General features: G+C 62.2%; 16 protein-coding genes and 1 tRNA gene. 11 read left to right on the top strand and 6 right to left on the bottom strand.

All coding sequences use genetic code 11. From position 1 onward, the window contains the following. Nucleotides 1-112: 112 nt before the first annotated feature. Together P0D70_RS17255 and P0D70_RS17250 are read left to right on the top strand one after the other, a co-directional pair. Complete coding sequence (locus P0D70_RS17255) at nt 113-967, top strand: hypothetical protein (RefSeq protein WP_408185391.1); 855 nt, start codon at nt 113-115, stop codon at nt 965-967. A gap of 151 nt (nt 968-1,118) precedes the next feature. Continuing rightward, nucleotides 1,119-1,583, top strand: coding sequence for a DUF2214 family protein (locus P0D70_RS17250; protein ID WP_408185390.1), 465 nt, complete (start codon nt 1,119-1,121; stop codon nt 1,581-1,583). 185 nt (nt 1,584-1,768) lie between these two features. On the opposite strand, the gene P0D70_RS17245 is transcribed toward P0D70_RS17250, so the two are convergent. The 5 genes from P0D70_RS17245 to P0D70_RS17225 all read right to left on the bottom strand — a co-directional run bounded on the left by P0D70_RS17245 (nt 1,769) and on the right by P0D70_RS17225 (nt 6,483). Then, a complete protein-coding gene (locus P0D70_RS17245) occupies nt 1,769-3,646 on the bottom strand; it encodes an ABC transporter ATP-binding protein (RefSeq protein ID WP_408185389.1) in 1,878 nt (625 codons plus the stop codon). Nucleotides 3,647-4,235: 589 nt separating this feature from the next. Beyond that, nucleotides 4,236-4,310 (bottom strand) — tRNA-Val (locus P0D70_RS17240). 48 nt (nt 4,311-4,358) lie between these two features. Next, nucleotides 4,359-5,093 carry a DNA polymerase III subunit epsilon gene (dnaQ, locus tag P0D70_RS17235; RefSeq protein ID WP_408185388.1) on the bottom strand — a complete coding sequence of 245 codons (735 nt, stop codon included), beginning with the start codon at nt 5,091-5,093 and terminating at the stop codon, nt 4,359-4,361. Between the two features lie 80 nt (nt 5,094-5,173). Continuing rightward, the gene (gene rnhA, locus P0D70_RS17230; RefSeq protein ID WP_408185387.1) at nt 5,174-5,620 is read right to left on the bottom strand and encodes a ribonuclease HI; all 447 of its coding nucleotides are present in this window, start codon (nt 5,618-5,620) and stop codon (nt 5,174-5,176) included. Further along, entirely contained in the window at nt 5,617-6,483 is an 867-nt protein-coding gene (locus P0D70_RS17225; RefSeq protein WP_408185386.1) for a class I SAM-dependent methyltransferase, read from the bottom strand. The genes rnhA and P0D70_RS17225 overlap by 4 nt, the downstream gene beginning before the upstream one ends. 19 nt (nt 6,484-6,502) lie before the next feature. On the opposite strand from P0D70_RS17225, the gene gloB reads away from it, so the two are divergent. From gloB to P0D70_RS17190, 7 genes are all read left to right on the top strand, one after another. Continuing rightward, nucleotides 6,503-7,294, top strand: coding sequence for a hydroxyacylglutathione hydrolase (gloB, locus tag P0D70_RS17220; protein WP_408185385.1), 792 nt, complete (start codon nt 6,503-6,505; stop codon nt 7,292-7,294). 156 nt (nt 7,295-7,450) lie between these two features. Then, nucleotides 7,451-9,145 carry a transglycosylase SLT domain-containing protein gene (locus P0D70_RS17215; protein WP_091792596.1) on the top strand — a complete coding sequence of 565 codons (1,695 nt, stop codon included), beginning with the start codon at nt 7,451-7,453 and terminating at the stop codon, nt 9,143-9,145. Nucleotides 9,146-9,357: 212 nt separating this feature from the next. Continuing rightward, nucleotides 9,358-10,602 (top strand): MFS transporter, encoded by a 1,245-nt coding sequence (locus P0D70_RS17210; protein WP_408185384.1) that lies wholly within the window; start codon nt 9,358-9,360, stop codon nt 10,600-10,602. Between the two features lie 502 nt (nt 10,603-11,104). Continuing rightward, nucleotides 11,105-12,259: a glutamine-hydrolyzing carbamoyl-phosphate synthase small subunit gene (gene carA / locus P0D70_RS17205; RefSeq protein WP_091792599.1), complete on the top strand. Its 1,155-nt coding sequence runs from the start codon at nt 11,105-11,107 to the stop codon at nt 12,257-12,259. A gap of 209 nt (nt 12,260-12,468) precedes the next feature. After that, nucleotides 12,469-15,723, top strand: coding sequence for a carbamoyl-phosphate synthase large subunit (gene carB, locus P0D70_RS17200; protein ID WP_091792600.1), 3,255 nt, complete (start codon nt 12,469-12,471; stop codon nt 15,721-15,723). A gap of 151 nt (nt 15,724-15,874) precedes the next feature. Continuing rightward, complete coding sequence (gene greA / locus P0D70_RS17195; protein WP_091792601.1) at nt 15,875-16,351, top strand: transcription elongation factor GreA; 477 nt, start codon at nt 15,875-15,877, stop codon at nt 16,349-16,351. A 20-nt stretch (nt 16,352-16,371) separates the two neighbouring features. Then, nucleotides 16,372-16,881 (top strand): DUF4149 domain-containing protein, encoded by a 510-nt coding sequence (locus P0D70_RS17190; RefSeq protein ID WP_408185383.1) that lies wholly within the window; start codon nt 16,372-16,374, stop codon nt 16,879-16,881. A gap of 146 nt (nt 16,882-17,027) precedes the next feature. Here the strand turns inward: P0D70_RS17190 and P0D70_RS17185 are convergent, their stop codons facing one another. After that, a complete protein-coding gene (locus P0D70_RS17185) occupies nt 17,028-17,555 on the bottom strand; it encodes a YhbY family RNA-binding protein (protein WP_091792603.1) in 528 nt (175 codons plus the stop codon). A 202-nt stretch (nt 17,556-17,757) separates the two neighbouring features. Here P0D70_RS17185 and P0D70_RS17180 point away from each other — a divergent pair, with 202 nt between their 5' ends. Together P0D70_RS17180 and ftsH are read left to right on the top strand one after the other, a co-directional pair. Continuing rightward, nucleotides 17,758-18,420, top strand: coding sequence for an RlmE family RNA methyltransferase (locus P0D70_RS17180; protein WP_408185382.1), 663 nt, complete (start codon nt 17,758-17,760; stop codon nt 18,418-18,420). Between the two features lie 188 nt (nt 18,421-18,608). Continuing rightward, on the top strand, nt 18,609-20,498 hold the full coding sequence (gene ftsH, locus P0D70_RS17175) for an ATP-dependent zinc metalloprotease FtsH (protein ID WP_006051983.1): 1,890 nt from the start codon (nt 18,609-18,611) through the stop codon (nt 20,496-20,498). The last annotated feature ends 96 nt before the right edge of the window (nt 20,499-20,594 follow it).

Raw genomic sequence — 20,594 nt, 5'->3', positions numbered from 1 at the left:
ACCGACGAAAGTGAGCGGTTTCGGCCGTTAAGAATGAGCCGCTCTCCGTAAAATCCCTATAATGGCCGTGCCGCAAATTTGGCTGCGGCGCCGCCGACGACAGGAGGATGCCTTGGCGAGAACGAAAGAGACGCGTGCGAACGCGGCGCCTGGCGCCGGAACGATTTTCGCGTTGCGCGCCATCGGTCTCGTGCTCCTCGCTCGCTGGCTCTTTTCCATGGCGCAGATGGATGCGGGCGCATCGCTGCTGGCCATGGTGTCCTCGCCTTGGGCGTGCATCAACCTCGTCTTCCTGTTCCTTCTGATTTTCCTGCCGGGCGCGCGCGCTGTCGCCGAGCGTCCGTTTCATCCGCTGCCGCAATGGCTGCGGCAAGCGTTGCGTCTGTTTGCTTTTCTCGGCTTCCTGTTTGCAATCTGGTCGGTCGGTGCGTTCGCGGCGAGCGCCGGCTGGCGCCGCGCCGCCAACGCGGTGGCGGCGTCCAACGGCTGGTTGCTGGCCGCGCCGGCGCTGTATGCGGCCGTGCTGTGGATCTGCCGCCCGCGCGCGCTGTGGCGTACCAATATCGCCGCGCGCCGGTTTGCGATCGGCCGCTATGCCGTTTCGCTCGACCCGGTCACGCGCACGGTCATTGTGTGGGCGGAGCGCCGCAAAGTGGGGCAGTACGACGCGCGCGAATTGTCCGTGCGCTGGGCTGCCGGCCAAGCCGCGCGACCCGCGCCGACGCCCACGCCCGCAGTGGCGTTCAGCGCCGCAGGCGAGCCGGGCGGCTCCGGCGCGTCACTCGGGGCGGCCGCTGCGCCGTCGCTTGCGCGTGGCGCGTTCGGTCGCCGTCCGAAAATCGAATTGTTGTGGGATTCGCCGGCTGCGGCGGGTCACAATCGCCAAACCGTGTTCCGTACCGCACTGACGACCGAGCGCGATCGGGTCGCCGCCCGTGCGCTTGACACATCCTTGCAGCAGGTCTGAATCTGCCGGTTTGTGCAGTTGGCCACACCCTGTGGTCGAAGCAGGCGTTGTAAATTGAGCCGTAGTCGATAATGAAGTCATGGCGCCCGGCGCTTCAGCGCGGGCGAGTGAGACATACAACGATCGTATTGCGTCCTTTGCAGGAGTCGCCATGCTGGTTCGCTGGTTGCTTGCCGCCATCCATCTGCTTGCTTATGGCTTCGCACTCGCGTCGATTCTGCGGCGCACATGGGCGCTGCGCCGCGCCACGGTGCCAGCCGCGCTACGATCCGTTTTCCGGGCGGATACCGGCTGGGGCATCTCGGCGTTGGTGCTGATCGTCACCGGGTTGATGCGCGCTTTCGGCGGGTTTGAAAAGGGCGCCGATTACTATCTCCACGAGCCGCTCTTTCACCTCAAGATGACGTTGGTCGTGGTCATTCTTATCCTCGAAGTGCCGTCGATGCTTGCGCTGATGCGCTGGCGGGCCGCCATCAGAAAAGGCGCCGCGCCCGATCTGCACAAGGCGCGCTCCTACGCACGCTTCAGCGTGATCCAGACGATATTGATGGTGGTTGTGGTGTTGGCGGCCACCGGGATGGCGCGAGGGGTGGGGTTGCCGGCGGGCGTGGTGTAGCCGGGGCTGCCGAAGGGTGGTTGGACGCTTGCGGAGAGCGGCGCTCAGGAGATCGGTGAGTGCGTGGGAAAACGATTGGCGGCAAAACGCTGCCTAAAAACTGCCTAAAAGCCGCCCCAACGCCCCCAAAAACCGCCGGCTTACACCGGCGGTTTCCAGCGGACATCCCACACGACTAGCATCATTTACTTCCCGACCAGCAAGCTGGAATCGTCCGTGCGGATCGCACTCGGCCGCGAGGCATGATTCGCGAGTTCCGGCTCGCCCAGCCCCTTGATCAGTTCCAGTGCCTGACGCTCGAACAGCCGCCGGTAGAGGCCGTTCTCGAGTCGGATCAGCGCGTCGTGACTGCCTTCCTCGATCACCTTGCCTTTATCCAGCACCAGCAAGCGGTCCAGCGCGCGCACGGTGGAAAGACGGTGCGCCACCACCAACGTCGTGCGGCCCATCATCAGCCGCTCCATGGCTTGCTGGATCAGCACTTCGCTTTCGCTGTCGAGACTCGACGTCGCCTCGTCCAGAATCAGGATCGGTGCGTCGGCGAGAAACGCCCGTGCGATGGCCACGCGCTGACGTTCGCCGCCCGACAGCTTGACGCCGCGTTCACCGACCAGCGTGTCGTAGCCATGGGGCAGCGCCGCGATGAAGTCGTGCGCGCTCGCGAGCTTCGCGGCGCGTTCGATCTCGGCGCGGCTCGCACCGGGCCGCGCATACGCAATGTTCTCGGCAAGCGAGCGGTGAAACAGCACCGGCTCCTGCTGAACGATCGCGATCTGGCTGCGCAGCGACGCCTGCCGCACCCGGGCGATGTCCTGACCGTCGATCGTGATGCGGCCTTCCGAAATGTCATAGAGCCGCTGGATCAGCTTGATGAACGTAGTTTTCCCCGAGCCCGAATGCCCGACCAGTCCGACGCGCTCGCCCGGCGCGATACGCACGGAGAAGTTGTCGTACAGCGGCTGGCCGCTCGCGCCGTAATGGAAGGTGACGTGCTCGAAACGGATCTCGCCTTTGCCGATCACGATCGGACCTGCGCCGGGCCGGTCCTCGATACCGAGCGGCTGGCTTTCCAGCGACACCAGTTCTTCCATGTCGTTGACCGAGCGTTGCAGGTTGCGGACGTGCATGCCCACGTCGCGCAGATAGCCTTGCAGCATGAAAAACATGGTTAGCGCGAACGTGATGTCGCCGACGCTTGCCTCGCCGCGCGCCCACAATAGCAGCGCCGCGCCGAGAATGGCGGCCTGGATTGCCACCAGCATGCCGCCCTGGATGCCGCCGTTGATCGTGCCGCGCATCCACGTGCGGCGCGTACGATGCCGCCATTTGCCGATCACGCGCGCGAGCAGCGCTTCTTCGCGATCTTCCGCGCCGAATGCCTTGACTATGCCATTGCAGCTGACTGCGTCAGCGAGCGCGCCGCCCATGCGCGTGTCCCATGCGTTTGCGAGGCGCGCAGCCGGCGCCACGAAGCCGAGCGACATGGCCACGGTCACCGCGATATACAGCACCGAGCCGATGCCGACCACCGCGCCCATCATCGGCCAGCGCCAGCCGAGCAGGGTCGTGGCGCCGACCAGCATGACGAGCGACGGCAACAACGCGATCAGCAGCGTGTCGTTGAGCAGGTCGAGCGCCCACATGCCGCGCGTGATCTTGCGCACCGTGGAGCCGGCGAAGCTGTTCGCGTGCCAGTCGGTCGAAAAGCGTTGCACCCGATGAAACGCGTTCGCGGCGATCTCGCTCATCATCTTGAGCGTGAGCCTGATGATGTTGAAGTACACGCCTTGCCGCAGCAGCGTGGCGCCGAGGCCGAGCGCACTCAGCACGCAGAACGCCGTCACTGCCGCGTGCCAGGCCACTGCGTTGCTGGCCGCACCCGACGCGATGGCGTCGACGAGACGTCCGGCGAACATCGGCGTGAGCACGTCGGCCAACGCGGAGAGCAGCACCAGCCCCGTAATCACGAGAATGCGCCAGGGCTGCTGCGCCCAATGATGGAAGGTAAAACCGAGGACGTCCTTGAAGGCCTGTCCGCGAAAGTCGAGTTTTTTTCTGGTCATTTGCCACGACCCGGTGACGCATGAGCGCACCGAGGTTCCAGTCAGAAGCGAAAGGACGAGACAGTCAAAACGCGCCGCTATGCACGGGCGATGGAACTGCGGACTGTCTGGGAATTGCGCGGAGCGCCTTTTCAGGCGGAACCGCGTGAGCAGCGAATGAGCAACCTGAGAAACTTAAGGTCGCGACAACGCTCGCGAAACCATGCCAGGGGCGGCGATACGCATTGCAAACATGTGGCGCCTCCCTGTGGTCGAATGAGGTGAAGAAAAAGGACGGGGCGAACGCCCGAGTGCCAACTATATCAGCAGTATTCGGCGCCCGCAAACGTACGAAGATTCGGTGTTGACGGCAAAGCGCGATGCGAGGTCTTGTGACGCCGCTTCGATCTGATCGATGCAAATCATTTGGAGCGAGGCGAGTGGCTCAACCGCTTCAGAGCACGCCGAGATCTACCTGGCATTCCATACGGTTTTCGGCGTGCAGCAAAAGCTCGCAGCAGCGCACAGCAGCCAACGGCCGCAAATGAAAAAGGGCTTACGCATTTCTGCGTAAGCCCTTTAGTCTTCGGTGATCGACACACCAAAATTCTGGTGGGTAGTACTGGGATCGAACCAGTGACCCCTGCCGTGTGAAGGCAGTGCTCTACCGCTGAGCTAACCACCCGAAGAGAGCCGAATTATGTCAGGGATTTTTGCACTCGTCCAGTACTTTTTAAGCGGTTTGCTCATCCGCGGTCGGCGCCGGTTCGAGTCGCCACACGCTCGTGCCCTTGATTGCCTTGTCGAGACCGTCGAGTACCGCCTGGTGCGCGGCCAGTTCGTCGTCGCTGGCGGCGAGCACGACCAGATCCAGCGAGTCGAGCGCGACACGCGGTACGCGCGCATCGCCGCCGGCATGTGAATCGCCGAGCATGTCGATGACGAGGCTTTCCTGGCCGCGCGTCATCGCCAGATAGACTTCGGCGAGCAGTTCCGAGTCGAGCAGCGCGCCGTGCAGCGTGCGGTGCGCGTTGCTGATGCCGAAGCGATCGCACAGCGCGTCGAGGGAATTGCGCTTGCCAGGGAACATCTGCTTGGCGCGCGCCAGTGTGTCGATGATTTCGCCGCAGTAGGTGTTCACCGGCGGCAAGCCGAGCAGGGCGAACTCGACATCCAGAAAGCCGATATCGAACGGTGCGTTGTGAATGATCAGGTCCGCGCCCTGGATGAAATCGCGGAACTGATCGGCGATCTCGCCGAACTTCGGCTTGTCGCTCAGGAATTCGGTGGTGAGGCCGTGAACGGCCAATGCGCCCGGATCGCTGTCGCGTTCAGGGTTGATATAGAAGTGCAGGTTGTTGCCGGTGAGCCGGCGGTTCACCAGTTCGACACAGCCGAGTTCGAGAATCCGGTCGCCGGTGCGGGGATTCAGGCCGGTGGTTTCGGTATCGAGGATGAGTTGACGCATGTCGGATTAGCCTGCCTCAGAAAATTGCAGCAAAAAAAGATGGCACGCGCGGCTAGCCGGCACGGCCGTCGCAGCAAGAATCAACTCTGCGCGAGTGATGCGACGCCGCGATTGGCCAGCTGATCGGCGCGCTCGTTTTCCGGGTGGCCATTATGCCCGCGCACCCAACGCCATTCGATTTCGTGTTGCGCGACGAGCGCGTCGAGCCGCTTCCACAGATCGGCGTTCTTCACCGGCTGCTTGGCGGCGGTGATCCAGCCTTTTTTCTTCCAGCCGTGGATCCATTCGCTGATGCCTTTCTGCACGTACTGCGAGTCGGTGTGCACGACCGCCTTGCAGGGGCGTTTCAGCGCTTCGAGCGCGGCGATCACGCCCATCAGTTCCATGCGGTTGTTGGTGGTGTTGGGTTCACCGCCGAACAGTTCTTTTTCCTGGTCGCCGAAGCGCAGCAGCGCGCCCCAGCCGCCGGGGCCGGGATTGCCCTTGCAGGCGCCGTCGGTATAAATATCGATGAGATCGGAAGTCATTGAGTGTGGTTACGTGTATTCGGTGTGGCGGCGGGCGCGAGGCCTGCGGCGAGGACGGGTTTCTTCACTTTCAGCGGGCCGATGAGGCGCATGCCGCGCACGCGCTTGATCGCCTTGACCATGTAGGTGGCGCCGAAGATCGGCCACCAGCGGTCGCCGGCGGCTTCCATGAAACCGTAGCGCGACAGCCATTGTTCGCTGCCAAGCGGCGGACGATAGCAGCCGAAGCGACCGCGTTCAAGGTCGAAGCCCAGCAGTTTGATCCAGTCTTTCAGGCGCGTGAAGGCAATCAGGTCGACAGCCGCCGGCACGAAAGGCCGGCCGGTCATCTTGCCGACCGACTGCCGCGCGCCCCATAGCGACAGCGAGTTGAAGCCCAAAATAATCAACTGGCCTTCGGGCATCAGCACGCGCTCGGCTTCGCGCAGAAGACGGTGAGGGTCGCTCGTGAATTCCAGCGTGTGCGGCATCACGATCAGATCGACGCTCTGTGCTTCGAACGGCAAGTCCAGCAGGTCGCACCACACGGCACTGCGCCCGACCGGCGCCGGCAGGCCTGCAAGTCCGCCTTGTGCGCCGCCGTTGCTCAAACCGTTGCGCGCGCCGTTGCTGAGCCCATGCCCCAGCCCGCGCGGAAAAGCGTAAGGCGCGCTCGCACCGCTCGCGGCGTCGAGCACGAGCCCGCGGCACGGCATGCGGTTTTCGCGCAATGCGTCGAGCTGCGGCAGGCCGAGTTGCAGCGCATGGTAACCGAACACGTCCGACACCACGCGATCGAGCTGGGTCTGTTCCCACTCGAGCACGTAGCGGCCAGGCGGCGAATCGGTCCACGCGGGCCAGTCTATAATCGCTCGATCAGTCATATCAGAGAATGCGTCGCCTATGAATGCGCTCGAGTACGTACCGGTCCCGGCGTTTGATGACAATTACATCTGGGTCGTCTCCGACGGACACAATGCGGTCGTCGTCGATCCGGGTGAGGCCGCCCCCGTGCAAGCTTATCTGGCGAAGCGGGGTTGGCGGCTGAGCGCTATTTTACTCACGCACCATCATCAAGACCACGTCGGTGGGGTGGCCGATCTGCTGAACGGCCAGGACGTGCCCGTCTACGGCCCGGCGGGCGAGGCGATCGAGCATCTCACGCGCCGTCTGAAAAATGGTGATCACGTGTCGATTGCGGCCCCCGCGCTCGAATTGAGCGTGCTCGATGTGCCGGGTCATACGAGCGGGCACATCGCTTATTTTCAGGCGGCCGACCCGCGCGGCACGCCGCACGTTTTTTGCGGCGACACGCTGTTCGCCTGCGGTTGCGGCCGGCTGTTCGAAGGCACGCCGAAGCAGATGCTCGCTTCGCTGGACGCGCTTGCCGCGCTGCCCGGCGCGACCGAGGTTCATTGCGCCCACGAGTACACGCTCTCGAATATCCGCTTCGCGCTCGCCTGCGAACCCGCCAACGTCGAACTGCAAGCCTGGCGGGATAAGGCGAGCGAATTGCGCGCGCGCGGCGTGCCGACGCTGCCCACCACGATCGCCCACGAACGCGCGGTGAATCCGTTTTTGCGCGCGGATAATCCGGCAGTCCAGGCGAGCCTGCAAGAGCAGTTGCACGAAAAAGTGCCCGATCGATTGACGGCCTTTACGTTGATGCGCGAATGGAAAAACCGCTTCCGTTGACCCGTTCCAATGAAGGGTGTTGTTCACGCGAAGAATCGGAAAAATTCGCCAAGCCCAAGATTTACTTGATTTTTTCGTAATTTTCCGATTGACGTAAACGTTGCCGTTTCGTACTATCGGCTGCAAATTCCAGCCCTTGTGGAAGCCGAGACGTTCATGCGATTTATCTTAAGTGCGTTGCTGGTTCTGACGCTCGCCGCCTGCGCGAGCCAGGGACCAACGACGAGTAGCCTTTCCACCGCAACAAATCCCGCCAGTCAGCAAGCCGTAGCCGACGCCCTTCGTAAGAGCGCCACCGCCAAAGAAACGATTAACGTTGACCAGGGCTCCGTCACGCAGTTGACGAGCGCCGACGCCGATCTTTGGGGCCGTATTCGCCGTGGTTTCCAGATGCCGGACCTGCAAACCGACCTCGTCGACATGCAGGTGAACTGGTATGCGCAGCGTCCCGATTACGTGCAGCGCATGACCGAGCGCTCGCAGAAGTATCTGTACCACATCGTCGAAGAGCTCGAAGCGCGCCATATGCCGACCGAGCTCGCGTTGCTGCCGTTCATCGAGTCGGCGTATAGCCCGCAGGCCTTGTCGGTAGCGAAGGCGGCCGGCATGTGGCAGTTCATGCCGGGCACGGGGCGCACCTACAATCTCAAGCAGAACATGTGGCAGGACGAGCGCCGCGACGTGCTGGCCTCGACCAGTGCCGCGCTCGATTATTTGTCGCGTCTGCATGACATGTTCGGCGACTGGCAGTTGGCGCTCGCGGCGTACAACTGGGGCGAGGGCAACGTGCAGCGCGCGATCGCGCGTAACGAAGCGGCGGGCCTACCGACTGATTACCTGAGCCTGCGCATGCCGAACGAGACACGTAACTACGTGCCCAAGCTGCAGGCGGTGAAGAACATCGTGATGAACCCGCAAATGTACGGGCTCGCGCTGCCGTCCATTCCGAACCACCCGTATTTCGTGACGGTGACCACCTCGCACGATATCGACGTGGACATGGCCGCCAAGCTTGCGAATCTCTCCACGGACGAGTTCCGCTCGTTGAATCCGTCGTTCAGAAAGCCGGTCATTCTCGGCGCCACGCAGCCGCAGATCCTGCTGCCGTTCGACAACGCCAGCGCGTTCGAACGCAATCTGAAGACCTACTCCGGCTCGCTGTCGTCGTGGACCACGTATACGGTCACCGAGCGCGCGGCGCCGGCGGCGATCGCGCAGAAAATCGGTGTCGATGCCGACACGCTGATGGAAGTGAACAAGATTCCCGTCGGCATGCGCCTGAAACCCGGCTCCACGATCGTCGTGCCGCGCGGTTCGGACGACGACGAAGACATCAGCGCGGACGTGGCTGAAAGCGCGGTGCTGGCAATGGAACCCGACGTCCCCGACACGCGCAAGATGCTGATTCGCGTGCGCCGCAATCAGACCATGGCTGCCATTGCCGTGCGTTACGGCGTGTCGATCGGTCAGTTGAAGGCATGGAACCGCACGCACCGGGACAGCGTCTCGCGCGGCCAGGTGATCGTGCTGCACGTGCCGGTCGGCAAGGCGATGCCGAGCGAACCGGGCCCTGAGCGCATCGCGACGGACGTGCAGGGCGGCGGCGTCGAGAAGATCGGCACCCGTGTCGCGGACACGAGAAGCGATTCGCGCTACGATAACAAGAAGGGTCGTGGCCGGTCAGGCGTGGTGAAGGTTTCCGAACCGGCAGGCAAAGTCAGCAAGCCGACGGCATCGAGCGCCAGTAAGGGCAAGGTGACCAAGGTATCGGCTTCCACGTCCAGCAAGGCGTCGAAGGCTGCGGCAGAGAGCCGCCCGAAGACCGCGGCCAACGCGAAGAAGGGTAAGTAGACCAATAGCGGCTCACACGGTAGTGACCACATGCGTTGCGGGGGCAGCGCATGAATTGCGCTCCGATCACGCACCGTGCTTTTTCCAACGCCGTCACCTGTGGTGACGGCGTTTTTCATTCTGCAGATCATTTTGGGTAAAGCCGGCGCTTTTCCTTTATCGTTCGTGCTTTGGATCAAATTGATCCGGCCAGCCGCCTGATCCAGGAGCTTATGTCGTCGACCCAGCTGCGCGTCTTTTTGCTGTTTTCTGCCGGTTATTTCGTTTCCTACGTGTTTCGCGGCGTCAACCTCGGCTTTGCGCCGTTCATTACGCGTGATCTCGGCTTGTCGGCGGCTGATCTGGGCTTGCTCACCAGTCTCTATTTTCTTGGCTTTGCGGGCGCTCAGATTCCAGCCGGCGTCCTGCTCGATCACTTCGGCGCGCGGCGGGTCACGGCTGCCACGCTGCTGTTTGCCGCGCTCGGCATCGGCGTGTTCGGCGCCGCGCAGGGCGTTGGCGCGATGATGGCGGGGCGGCTGCTGATCGGCGTGGGTGTCTCAGTCTGTCTTGGCGCCGCATTCAAGGCATTGGCGCAACACTTCACGCCGGCGCGCCTGCCGTTGATGAACGGACTGGTGATGGCGATCGGCGGCTTCGGCGGCGTGATGGTCGGCTCGCCGCTGACGTGGGTGCTGACGTTTGCCAGTTGGCGCATGGTCTGCGTCGGGCTGGGCTTGCTGACCGTGCTCGTCGCGCTGGCGCAATGGACGCTCGCTCCGGACACGAAGGAAACCCATCACCAGGCGAGTCTCGGCGCGCAGTTCAAAGGCACGCTGCATATTTTGCGCAGTGCGGCGTTCTGGAAGATCGCGTCGTTCTCAGTCGTCACGCAAGGCGTCTTCTATGCAATGCAGTCGCTTTGGGTCGGCGCGTGGTTGCGTGACGTGCAGGGCTTCGGGCCGCGCGAGGCGGCAGCGCTCGTGTCGGTTCTCGGCTTCGCGATGATGGCCGGCTGCGTGGGCTTCGGCGCGGCGGCGCGCGGTCTCGAGCGGCGCGGCATCTCGCTCCATGCGTTTTGCGGCGTCGGCATGGCGCTGTATGTGCTGACGCAGTTGCTGATCATGTTCAAGGCGCCGCTGCCCGCGGCTCTCTTGTGGGCGGCGTACGGGATCTTTGGTGGCACGGGCATTCTCAGCTACGCGGTCATGGCCCGGCACTTCCCCGCGCAGATGATCGGCCGGGTGAACACCACACTGACGTTGATCATCTTCCTGCTGATTTTCGGCTTCCAGATCGGCGTGGGCGCGGTGCTTTCACGTTGGCCGGCGAGTGGTGGCCATTACCCGGCGGCCGCGCATTTGACCGCGTGGGGCATTCTGGTCGCGCTGCAGATGCTGAGCGCGATCTGGTACGTATTGCCTGGCCGCAAAAAACAGCTGTGTCCGCCTGAAGTCCACCTCGAACAGGAAGCTTGAGTTCGCTAAACACTGTCTCGAGCACGCCTCGATGCTGCCAGCCGCGTCGATTCGCCACTCTGAGCAGTCCGCCGGCGTAATTCTGATGACCGTCGCCACCAGGCTCGGACTATCCCGATTCGAACCCGTGGAAATTATGTCGAATGTCGGCCGCGCCAGACGCAGCAAGGCTTTGAGCGGCTTTCAGGCGTGCTTTCCCAAGCTCGCTTGCCATCTCGGATTTGGACGGAAGGGCGTTTTCACGCTATAATTTCAAGGTTTGAGCTTATCAACCCGCACCCTAGCGCCTACCTCTCCCATACCGTTCATCCGCCGCGCGCCACTGGCGTAGCAAGCAGGGCTTCGCCCCCAGCCGATCCGTCCACACAATGGACCCATCGCGCCCCTTGCAACGTCAACGGCAGTTCGCGAGCGAGTCTGCGCGCGCATCCCGGATGCGTCTCGCTGCGGCTCGCAGTCGGATAGACAGGTCGGCAACAGGGTGTTCCCCAAGGAGTCTCCCGTGTTGCCGTCATTTTCTCCCGCTCTGCTCGCGCTCGCCGACGGCACGGTCTTTCGTGGTTACTCGATCGGCGCCCCCGGGCATACCATCGGCGAAGTCGTGTTCAACACCGCTATCACCGGCTATCAGGAAATCCTGACTGACCCGAGCTACGCGCGCCAGATCGTGACCCTCACGTATCCGCATATCGGCAACGTCGGCGTGAACGCCGAAGACGTCGAAGCAACGAAAGTCCATGCCGCCGGGCTGATCATTCGTGATCTGCCGGTTCTCGCGTCGAACTTCCGCATGGAGCGCACGCTCCAGCAATATCTGCAGGACGAAGGCGTGGTCGCCATCGCCGGTCTCGATACCCGCATGCTGACTCGCGTTCTGCGCGACAAGGGTGCGCAGAACGGCGCGATCCTCGCCGGTTCGGACGACGAAGCCCGCGCCATCGAACTCGCACGCTCGTTCCCGGGCCTCGCGGGCATGGACCTCGCGAAGGTCGTGTCGACGAAGGAATCGTACGAGTGGGCGCAGACCGAATGGCGTCTGGGCGAGGGCTACGGAACGCAAACCGCGCCGAAGTACCGCGTCGTGGCGTTCGATTACGGCGTCAAGTACAACATCCTGCGCATGCTGGCTGAACGCGGCTGCCACGTCACGGTGCTGCCGGCGCAAGCCACTGCGGCCGACGCGCTCGCGCTCAATCCGGACGGCGTATTCCTGTCGAACGGCCCGGGCGATCCGGAACCGTGCGACTACGCGATTCGCGCCACGAAGGAGCTGATCGAGCGTGGCATTCCGACCTTCGGCATCTGCCTCGGCCATCAGATCATGGGCCTCGCGGTCGGCGCCAAAACCATGAAGATGAAGACCGGCCACCACGGCGCGAACCATCCCGTGAAGGATCTGGACAACGGCCGTGTGGTGATCACGTCGCAGAACCACGGCTTCGCGGTCGACGCCGACACGTTGCCCGCCAACGCCCGCGCTACGCACGTCTCGCTGTTCGACGGCACGCTGCAGGGCTTCGCGCTGACCGACAAGCCGGCGTTCTGCTTCCAGGGGCACCCGGAAGCGTCGCCTGGCCCGCATGACATCGCCTATCTGTTCGACCGCTTCACGGCGTTGATGGACACGAAGAAGGCCGGCAAGACCGCTGCGGCATAAAGCAGCATCAAAGTCTCGGCGGCGCACGGCTCGCGCCGCGCCGCGCGTGATCGACGCACACGCGGCGTATGCGCGACGAACACGCGACGAACACGCGACCAACACGCGGCGAACACGCGGCGAGCCGGACCAGACAGAGCAGAGCGCGCGCAGCGTAACAGCAGCGCGCGCCGACGGAAAGAATTCAGGAATACATTAGCGAGAGCGTTATGCCCAAGCGGACAGACATCAAGAGCATCCTCATCATCGGCGCGGGTCCGATCATCATCGGCCAGGCGTGCGAGTTCGACTACTCGGGCGCGCAGGCATGCAAGGCGCTGCGTGAGGAAGGCTACAAGGTCATTCTCGTCAACAGCAATCCGGCGACGATCATGACCGACCCGAACACGGCCGACGTGACCTACATCGAGCCGATCACGTGGGAAGTGGTCGAGCGCATTATCGCGAAGGAGCGCCCGGACGCGATCCTGCCGACGATGGGCGGCCAGACCGCGCTGAACTGCGCGCTCGATCTGCACGCGCACGGCGTGCTGGAAAAGTACAAGGTCGAGCTGATCGGCGCGTCGCCGGAAGCCATCGACAAGGCGGAAGACCGCCAGAAGTTCAAAGACGCGATGACCAAGATCGGCCTCGGTTCGGCCAAATCGGGCACCGCGCATTCCATGGAAGAAGCGCTGCAGGTGCAGGCCGACATCGCCGCGCAAACCGGCAGCGGCGGTTATCCGGTGGTGATTCGTCCGTCGTTCACGCTGGGCGGCTCGGGCGGCGGTATCGCGTATAACCGCGACGAGTTCGAAGAGATCTGCAAGCGCGGTCTCGACCTGTCGCCCACGCGCGAACTGCTGATCGAAGAGTCGCTGCTCGGCTGGAAAGAGTACGAGATGGAAGTGGTCCGCGACAGGAAGGACAACTGCATCATCGTCTGCTCGATCGAAAACCTGGACCCGATGGGCATCCACACCGGCGACTCGATCACGGTTGCTCCGGCGCAAACGCTCACCGACAAGGAATATCAGGTCCTGCGGAACGCATCGCTCGCGGTGCTGCGCGAGATCGGCGTCGACACCGGCGGTTCGAACGTGCAGTTCTCGATCAATCCGAAAGACGGCCGGATGATCGTGATCGAAATGAATCCGCGTGTGTCGCGTTCGTCGGCATTGGCTTCGAAGGCAACGGGTTTCCCGATCGCCAAGGTCGCGGCCAAGCTCGCCGTCGGCTACACGCTGGACGAATTGAAGAACGAAATCACCGGCGGCCAGACCCCGGCGTCGTTCGAACCGACGATCGACTACGTCGTCACCAAGATCCCGCGTTTCGCGTTCGAAAAATTCCGCGAAGCCGATTCGCGTCTGACCACGCAAATGAAGTCGGTCGGCGAAGTGATGGCAATCGGCCGCACCTTCCAGGAGTCGTTCCAGAAGGCGCTGCGCGGTCTGGAAGTCGGCGTGGACGGTCTGGACGAAAAGACCGATAACCGTGACGAGATCATCCGCGAGATCGGCGAAGCCGGCCCGGATCGTATCTGGTACGTGGGCGACGCGTTCCGTGTCGGCATGACGGCTGAAGAGATTTTCGAGGAAACCTCGATCGACCCGTGGTTCCTCGCGCAGATCGAACAGATCATCCTGAAGGAAAAGGCGCTGGCCGGCCGCACACTCGGGAGCCTTTCGAAGGAAGAGCTGAAGTACCTGAAGCAAAGCGGCTTCTCGGATCGGCGTCTCGCGAAACTGCTCGGCGCGAAGCCTGCGGAAGTGCGTCAACGCCGTATCGAGTTGAACGTGCGCCCGGTGTACAAGCGCGTCGACACCTGCGCGGCCGAGTTCGCCACGAAAACCGCTTACATGTACTCGACCTATGAGGAAGAGTGCGAAGCGAACCCGACCAACAACAAGAAGATCATGGTGCTGGGCGGTGGCCCGAACCGGATCGGCCAGGGCATCGAGTTCGACTACTGCTGCGTGCACGCCGCGCTCGCCATGCGCGAAGACGGCTACGAAACGATCATGGTCAACTGCAACCCTGAAACCGTTTCGACCGACTACGACACGTCCGATCGTCTGTACTTCGAATCGCTGACGCTCGAAGACGTGCTCGAAATCGTCGACAAGGAAAAGCCGGTCGGCGTGATCGTGCAATACGGCGGTCAAACGCCGTTGAAGCTCGCGCTCGATCTCGAAGCCAACGGTGTGCCGATCGTCGGCACGTCGCCGGACATGATCGACGCCGCGGAAGACCGCGAGCGTTTCCAGAAGCTGCTGCAAGACCTCGGTCTGCGTCAGCCGCCGAATCGCACCGCGCGCGCCGAAGACGAAGCGCTCAAGCTCGCCGACGAAATCGGCTATCCGCTGGTGGTGCGTCCGTCGTACGTGCTGGGTGGCCGAGCGATGGAAATCGTCCACGAGCCGCGCGACCTCGAGCGCTACATGCGCGAGGCCGTGAAGGTGTCGAACGACTCGCCGGTGCTGCTCGACCGCTTCCTGAACGACGCGATCGAATGCGACGTGGATTGCATCTCCGACGGTGAAGCCGTGTTCATCGGCGGCGTGATGGAGCACATCGAACAGGCCGGCGTGCACTCGGGCGACTCGGCGTGCTCGCTGCCGCCGTATTCGCTGTCGAAGGAAACCGTCGCGGAACTGAAGCGTCAAACGGGCGCAATGGCGAAGGCGCTGAACGTGGTCGGCCTGATGAACGTGCAGTTCGCGATCCAGCAGGTGCCGCAGGCGGACGGTTCGAAAGAAGACATCATCTACGTGCTCGAAGTGAATCCTCGTGCTTCGCGTACGGTGCCGTACGTGTCGAAGGCGACCAGCCTGCCGCTCGCGAAAATCGCCGCGCGTGCAATGGTCGGCCAGACGCTGGCGCAGCAAGGCGTGACGAAAGAGATCGACCCGCCGTACTTCAGCGTGAAGGAAGCCGTGTTCCCGTTCGTCAAGTTCCCGGCAGTCGATCCGGTGCTCGGACCGGAAATGCGTTCGACCGGCGAAGTGATGGGCGTGGGTCAGACCTTCGGCGAAGCCTTGTTCAAGTCGCAACTCGCGGCGGGTTCGCGTTTGCCGGAGTCGGGCACGGTGCTGTTGACTGTGATGGACGCCGATAAGCCGAAGGCCGTCGAAGTCGCACGCATGCTGCACGAACTCGGTTATCCGATCGTCGCGACCAAGGGTACGGCCGCGGCCATCGAAGCGGCCGGTGTGCCGGTCAAGGTCGTCAACAAGGTGAAGGACGGCCGTCCGCACATCGTCGACATGATCAAGAACGGTGAAATCGCGCTGGTCTTCACGACCGTCGACGAAACCCGCGCCGCGATCGCCGATTCGCGTTCGATCCGCATGAGCGCCCAGGCGAACAAGGTCACGTACTACACGACCATGTCCGGCGCGCGGGCCGCAGTGGAAGGTTTGCGCTATTTGAAGGACCTGGAAGTCTATGATTTACAAGGCCTGCACGCTCGCCTAAACTAAGGCTTCGAATACCTGTCCAAGATGTAAGTGCCGCGGTTAAGCGGCGTTCCGCAGGTGCTTGGCACCGGGTTTTGCCCGGCGCTCTGGCCCCCGCGGAATGCACTTAACCGCGGTGATTTTTTTTACGGCTGTTTTTTGCATAGAGTTGTTTATGAGCACTGTTCCATTGACTAAGCGCGGCGCGGAAATGTTGCGCGATGAATTGCAGCGCCTGAAATCGGTTGAGCGTCCCTCGGTGATCAATTCGATCGCGGAAGCGCGTGCCCAGGGCGATCTGTCGGAAAATGCAGAGTACGACGCGGCGAAGGAAAAGCAGGGCTTCATCGAAGGCCGTATCGCCGAAATCGAATCGAAGCTGGCCGGTGCGCAAGTGATCGACCCGTCAGCGGTGGAAGCGGACGGTCGCGTGGTGTTCGGTGCAACGGTGGAACTGGAAGACCTGGATTCGGGCGCGTCCGTCAAATATCAGATCGTCGGCGACGACGAAGCGGACATCGATCATGGCCTGATCTCGATCAGCTCGCCGATCGCGCGTGCCTTGATCGGCAAGTCGGAAGGCGACGTTGCGTCGGTGCAGGCACCGGGCGGCGTGCGCGAATACGAAATCATCGCAGTCAGCTACGTTTGAACGCGCCCCTGGTGCCCCAGATGCCGCATCGATTGTTCCGGTTATTGACGGTGGTGTGGGTCGGTAGTCTGCTGACTATCGGCTATGCCGTCGCACCCGTGCTGTTCAGTTCGCTCGACCGAGTGACGGCGGGCGCGGTCGCGGCGCAACTGTTTCGCATTGAAGGCGTGCTGGGTGCGGTGTGCGGCATTTTGCTGCTCGGTCTTGCGAACGTACTGGTTCGCCGCGGCGGCGATGCCTATCGACGCTTGCGCTGGCTGATCGCCGGCATGCTTGTTTGCGTGCTCGTTGGCTACTTCGCGTTGCAGCCGTTCATGAATGCCATGCGCATTGCCGCGCTCGAAGCGGGCAGCGACGTCGGCCATTCGGCTTATGCGACGCGCTTTGGCATCCTGCACGGCGTGTCGAGTCTGTTTTATCTGATCGAAAGCCTGCTGGGCGTGGCGCTCGTGTGGAAGTTACCTGCGGGCGCAGGCGTTGCGGCGGCGGAGAAAGGTACCCGCAACACAGCGGGCAAGGTCACTGGCTGACGTTGCGAACCAGTGGGGCGCTTCGCAGCGTCTGTGCAAATCGACTCGGCGGCGGTTTCTTTCGCTGAGCACGATGTTGAGCTTGCAAGACGCGTTCGGCGGGCAACGCCGAGATGCGGGACTCGCCCGCACCTCTCATCAATCGCTTATTTCGACGACTGATGCGCGCGCTTCGCGCTGCTTTGGCGCTTCTTGGCGCGCTTGATGTTGCCGCCTTGGGTAACACGTTCATTGCCGCGCACCACGACTGCTTTTGCCTTCGGTTTGCGCATCGGGATTTCGCTGGGCTTGACGACCGTTACGACGCGTGGCGCGCGGCCTTTGCCCGGTTTGGCTTCCACCGCGGCTTCGCGCGCGCTCGGCAGTGCGCCGCGTTTGGCCTTCACCGCCGGTTGTGTGGCTTCCGGCTTCCAGATCACCAGCAGCTTGCCGATATGCTGGATCGGTGCGGCGTTCAGCTTGTCACAGATTTCTTCGTAGATCGCAAGGCGCGCTTCGCGCTCGTCGCCGAACACGCGGATTTTGATGAGCTGATGAGCGCCAAGGTGGACCTTGATCTCGGAGAGCACGGCGTCGGTCAAGCCTTCGGCGCCGACGAGTACGACCGGTTTGAGCGCATGTGCCTGGGAGCGCAACTCGGCGCGTTGGTCGGAAGAGACTTTGAGGGCGGGCATGGAAAGTGGGAGACTCGACTAAAATGGCGGCACCTGCGTTCCCCGGTACAGTCGTTCGATTGACTTGATCGAGGCGATTCGGCAGGGCGGCGCGTCAGAACAACAGAATCGCGGATGGCCGCCAGTTTTGGCGGTGGCCGCGCGAATTAACCGCGTATTATCCGCTAAAGCGTGACATCACGCAGCAAGAGTTCAACGTTTAATGGCAAAAAACAAGTTCAACACCGCGTGGCTGCATGACCACATCAACGATCCTTACGTAAAAATGGCGCAGCGGGAGGGCTATCGCGCCCGCGCAGCCTACAAACTCAAGGAAATCGACGAACAGGACAAGCTGATCCGCCCGGGACAGGTCATCGTCGACCTTGGCTCGACGCCGGGTAGCTGGAGCCAGTATGCGCGCAACAAACTTGCCAAGGGCGCCCAGCGCGACGCCGAGCGCGAAGGCGGGATCGACGGCACGATCATCGCGCTCGACCTGCTGCCAATGGAGCCGGTCGCCGACGTTCACTTCATTCAGGGTGACTTCCGCGAAGACTCGGTTCTGGCGCAACTGGAAGAATTGGTCGGCGAACGTCAGGTAGATCTTGTAATTTCGGATATGGCGCCCAACCTGTCGGGAGTGGCGGTGGCGGATGCCGCGCGAATCGAGCACCTATGCGATCTCGCGCTGGAATTCTCACAAAATCACCTGAAACCGGATGGTGCCCTTTTAGTCAAATGTTTTCATGGCAGCGGTTACAGCCAGATTGTCGAAAAGTTCAAGCATCAGTTCAAGGTAGTGGGGGCCCGCAAGCCGAAAGCGTCGCGGGACAAATCGTCAGAAACGTTTATTTTGGGTAAGCATCTCAAGCGGCCCGTATAGAGGCGCTGCAGGAAGGTTCCGCATCTGCCGTTATGCGATCACGACTTCAGAAACGGGTGCTGCAATGGCACGCTGTCCTATTTCTGTGGTAGTGAAACCTTATGGCAGGGGTCTGCGGACTGGATTAGAATGCTTTCGTGGTGCCGCAAGGCAAATGTAGGCGCCCGTCTAAGTGAAGGAGTGGTGCTTTGAACAACAATATGTTTTCGAAAGCAGCAGTGTGGCTGGTTATCGCACTGGTGCTGTTTACGGTGTTCAAGCAGTTCGACAAGCCCCGTGTCCAGGAAGGCGTTTCCTATTCGCAGTTCATGGACGACGCAAAGAACGGCAAAGTCAAGAACGTCATTGTCCAGGGGCGGAACCTCACGGTCACTCCAGCAGACGGTCAGAAGTACCAGATCGTGTCGCCCGGCGACATCTGGATGGTCGGCGATCTGATGAAGTACGGCGTTCAGGTGAGCGGCAAGGCTGATGATGAACCCAATGCGCTGGTGTCCGCGCTGTATTACCTCGGGCCGACGATCCTGATCATCGGTTTCTGGTTCTACATGATGCGACAGATGCAGGGAGGCGGGAAAGGCGGTGCGTTCTCGTTCGGTAAATCCCGTGCACGTCTGATCGACGAAAACAACAACGCAATCAATTTCACCGACGTCGCCGGTTGCGACGAAGCCAAGGAAGAAGTCTCCGAACTGGTCGACTTCCTGCGCGATCCGCAGAAATTTCAGAAGCTGGGCGGCCGTATTCCGCGTGGTGTGCTGCTGGTCGGGCCGCCGGGAACCGGTAAGACGCTGCTCGCACGTGCTATCGCCGGTGAAGCGAAAGTGCCGTTCTTCAGCATCTCGGGTTCGGACTTCGTCGAAATGTTCGTGGGTGTCGGTGCGGCTCGTGTTCGCGATATGTTCGAGCAAGCCAAGAAGCATGCGCCATGCATCGTGTTCATTGACGAAATTGATGCGGTTGGCCGTCATCGCGGTGCCGGCATGGGCGGCGGTAACGACGAACGCGAACAGACGCTGAACCAGATGCTCGTCGAGATGGACGGCTTCGAAGCGAACTCGGGCGTGATCGTGATCGCTGCAACCAACCGTTCGGACGTGCTCGACAAGGCGCTGTTGCGTCCGGGCCGTTTCGACCGTCAGGTGTATGTCGGTCTGCCGGACATTCGCGGCCGTGAACACATCATGAAGGTCCACCTGCGCAAGGTGCCGATTTCGAACGACGTCGATGCAGCAGTGATCGCACGTGGCACGCCGGGCTTCTCGGGCGCCGATCTCGCGAATCTCGTGAACGAAGCGGCCTTGTTCGCGGCTCGCCGCGGTAAGCGCATCGTCGAAATGACGGACTTCGAAGACGCGAAGGACAAGATCTTCATGGGTCCGGAGCGCAAGTCTGCCGTGATTCGCGAAGAATCGAAGCGCGCAACGGCGTACCACGAGTCGGGCCATGCGGTGATCGCCAAGCTCCTGCCAAAGGCTGATCCGGTGCACAAAGTTACGATCATTCCGCGCGGCCGTGCGCTGGGCGTGACGTGGCAGTTGCCGGAGCATGACAACGAAACGTATTCGAAGGACTACCTGCTGGATCGTCTCGCGATCCTGTTCGGTGGCCGCGTTGCGGAAGAGTTGTTCCTGAACCTGATCAGCACCGGCGCGTCGGACGACTTCAACAAGGCGACGCAAACGGCGCGCGCCATGGTGGCCCGCTTCGGCATGACGGATGCGCTCGGACCAATGGTCTACGTCGACGACGAAAACGACGCGACGCCGTTTGGCCGTGGCTTCACTCGCACCATTTCGGAAGCGACGCAGCAGAAGGTCGATGCCGAAATCCGCCGTGTGCTGGACGAGCAGTACAACCTCGCGAAGCGCCTGCTGGACGAGAACCGCGATAAGGTCGAGGCAATGACCGCCGCACTGATGGAGTGGGAAACGATCGACGCTGATCAGATCAACGACATCATGGCTGGCCGTCCGCCGCGCTCGCCGAAGAGCTCGCCGCCGTCGGCAAGCGACGCCTCATCGGGCGGCAGCCCGGGTACCGAGGTCAAGCCGGGTAGCGCAACAGCTCCGGCCTGATCGGCGACCACTAGAAAGTGCGGGCCGGTGTGTTTTCACACCGGCCCGTTTTGCATTTATTCGTTTGCGTGAAGTATCTCCTCGTGTCGAAAGTCG

Origin of the sequence: Paraburkholderia sp. RL17-381-BIF-C, from assembly GCF_046026435.1 — a bacterium.
Lineage (GTDB): Bacteria > Pseudomonadota > Gammaproteobacteria > Burkholderiales > Burkholderiaceae > Paraburkholderia.
This window is presented reverse-complemented; position numbering and strand designations above follow the sequence as displayed.

What these genes read in the sequence shown, in the direction of transcription:
- P0D70_RS17250 (WP_408185390.1), top strand. Translation starts at nt 1,119, where the DNA reads ATGCTGGTTCGCTGGTTGCTTGCCGCCATCCATCTGCTTGCTTATGGC.
- P0D70_RS17245 (WP_408185389.1), bottom strand. Translation starts at nt 3,646, where the DNA reads ATGACCAGAAAAAAACTCGACTTTCGCGGACAGGCCTTCAAGGACGTC.
- dnaQ (WP_408185388.1), bottom strand. Translation starts at nt 5,093, where the DNA reads ATGCGTCAACTCATCCTCGATACCGAAACCACCGGCCTGAATCCCCGC.
- rnhA (WP_408185387.1), bottom strand. Translation starts at nt 5,620, where the DNA reads ATGACTTCCGATCTCATCGATATTTATACCGACGGCGCCTGCAAGGGC.
- P0D70_RS17225 (WP_408185386.1), bottom strand. Translation starts at nt 6,483, where the DNA reads ATGACTGATCGAGCGATTATAGACTGGCCCGCGTGGACCGATTCGCCG.
- gloB (WP_408185385.1), top strand. Translation starts at nt 6,503, where the DNA reads ATGAATGCGCTCGAGTACGTACCGGTCCCGGCGTTTGATGACAATTAC.
- P0D70_RS17215 (WP_091792596.1), top strand. Translation starts at nt 7,451, where the DNA reads ATGCGATTTATCTTAAGTGCGTTGCTGGTTCTGACGCTCGCCGCCTGC.
- P0D70_RS17210 (WP_408185384.1), top strand. Translation starts at nt 9,358, where the DNA reads ATGTCGTCGACCCAGCTGCGCGTCTTTTTGCTGTTTTCTGCCGGTTAT.
- carB (WP_091792600.1), top strand. Translation starts at nt 12,469, where the DNA reads ATGCCCAAGCGGACAGACATCAAGAGCATCCTCATCATCGGCGCGGGT.
- greA (WP_091792601.1), top strand. Translation starts at nt 15,875, where the DNA reads ATGAGCACTGTTCCATTGACTAAGCGCGGCGCGGAAATGTTGCGCGAT.
- P0D70_RS17190 (WP_408185383.1), top strand. Translation starts at nt 16,372, where the DNA reads ATGCCGCATCGATTGTTCCGGTTATTGACGGTGGTGTGGGTCGGTAGT.
- P0D70_RS17185 (WP_091792603.1), bottom strand. Translation starts at nt 17,555, where the DNA reads ATGCCCGCCCTCAAAGTCTCTTCCGACCAACGCGCCGAGTTGCGCTCC.
- P0D70_RS17180 (WP_408185382.1), top strand. Translation starts at nt 17,758, where the DNA reads ATGGCAAAAAACAAGTTCAACACCGCGTGGCTGCATGACCACATCAAC.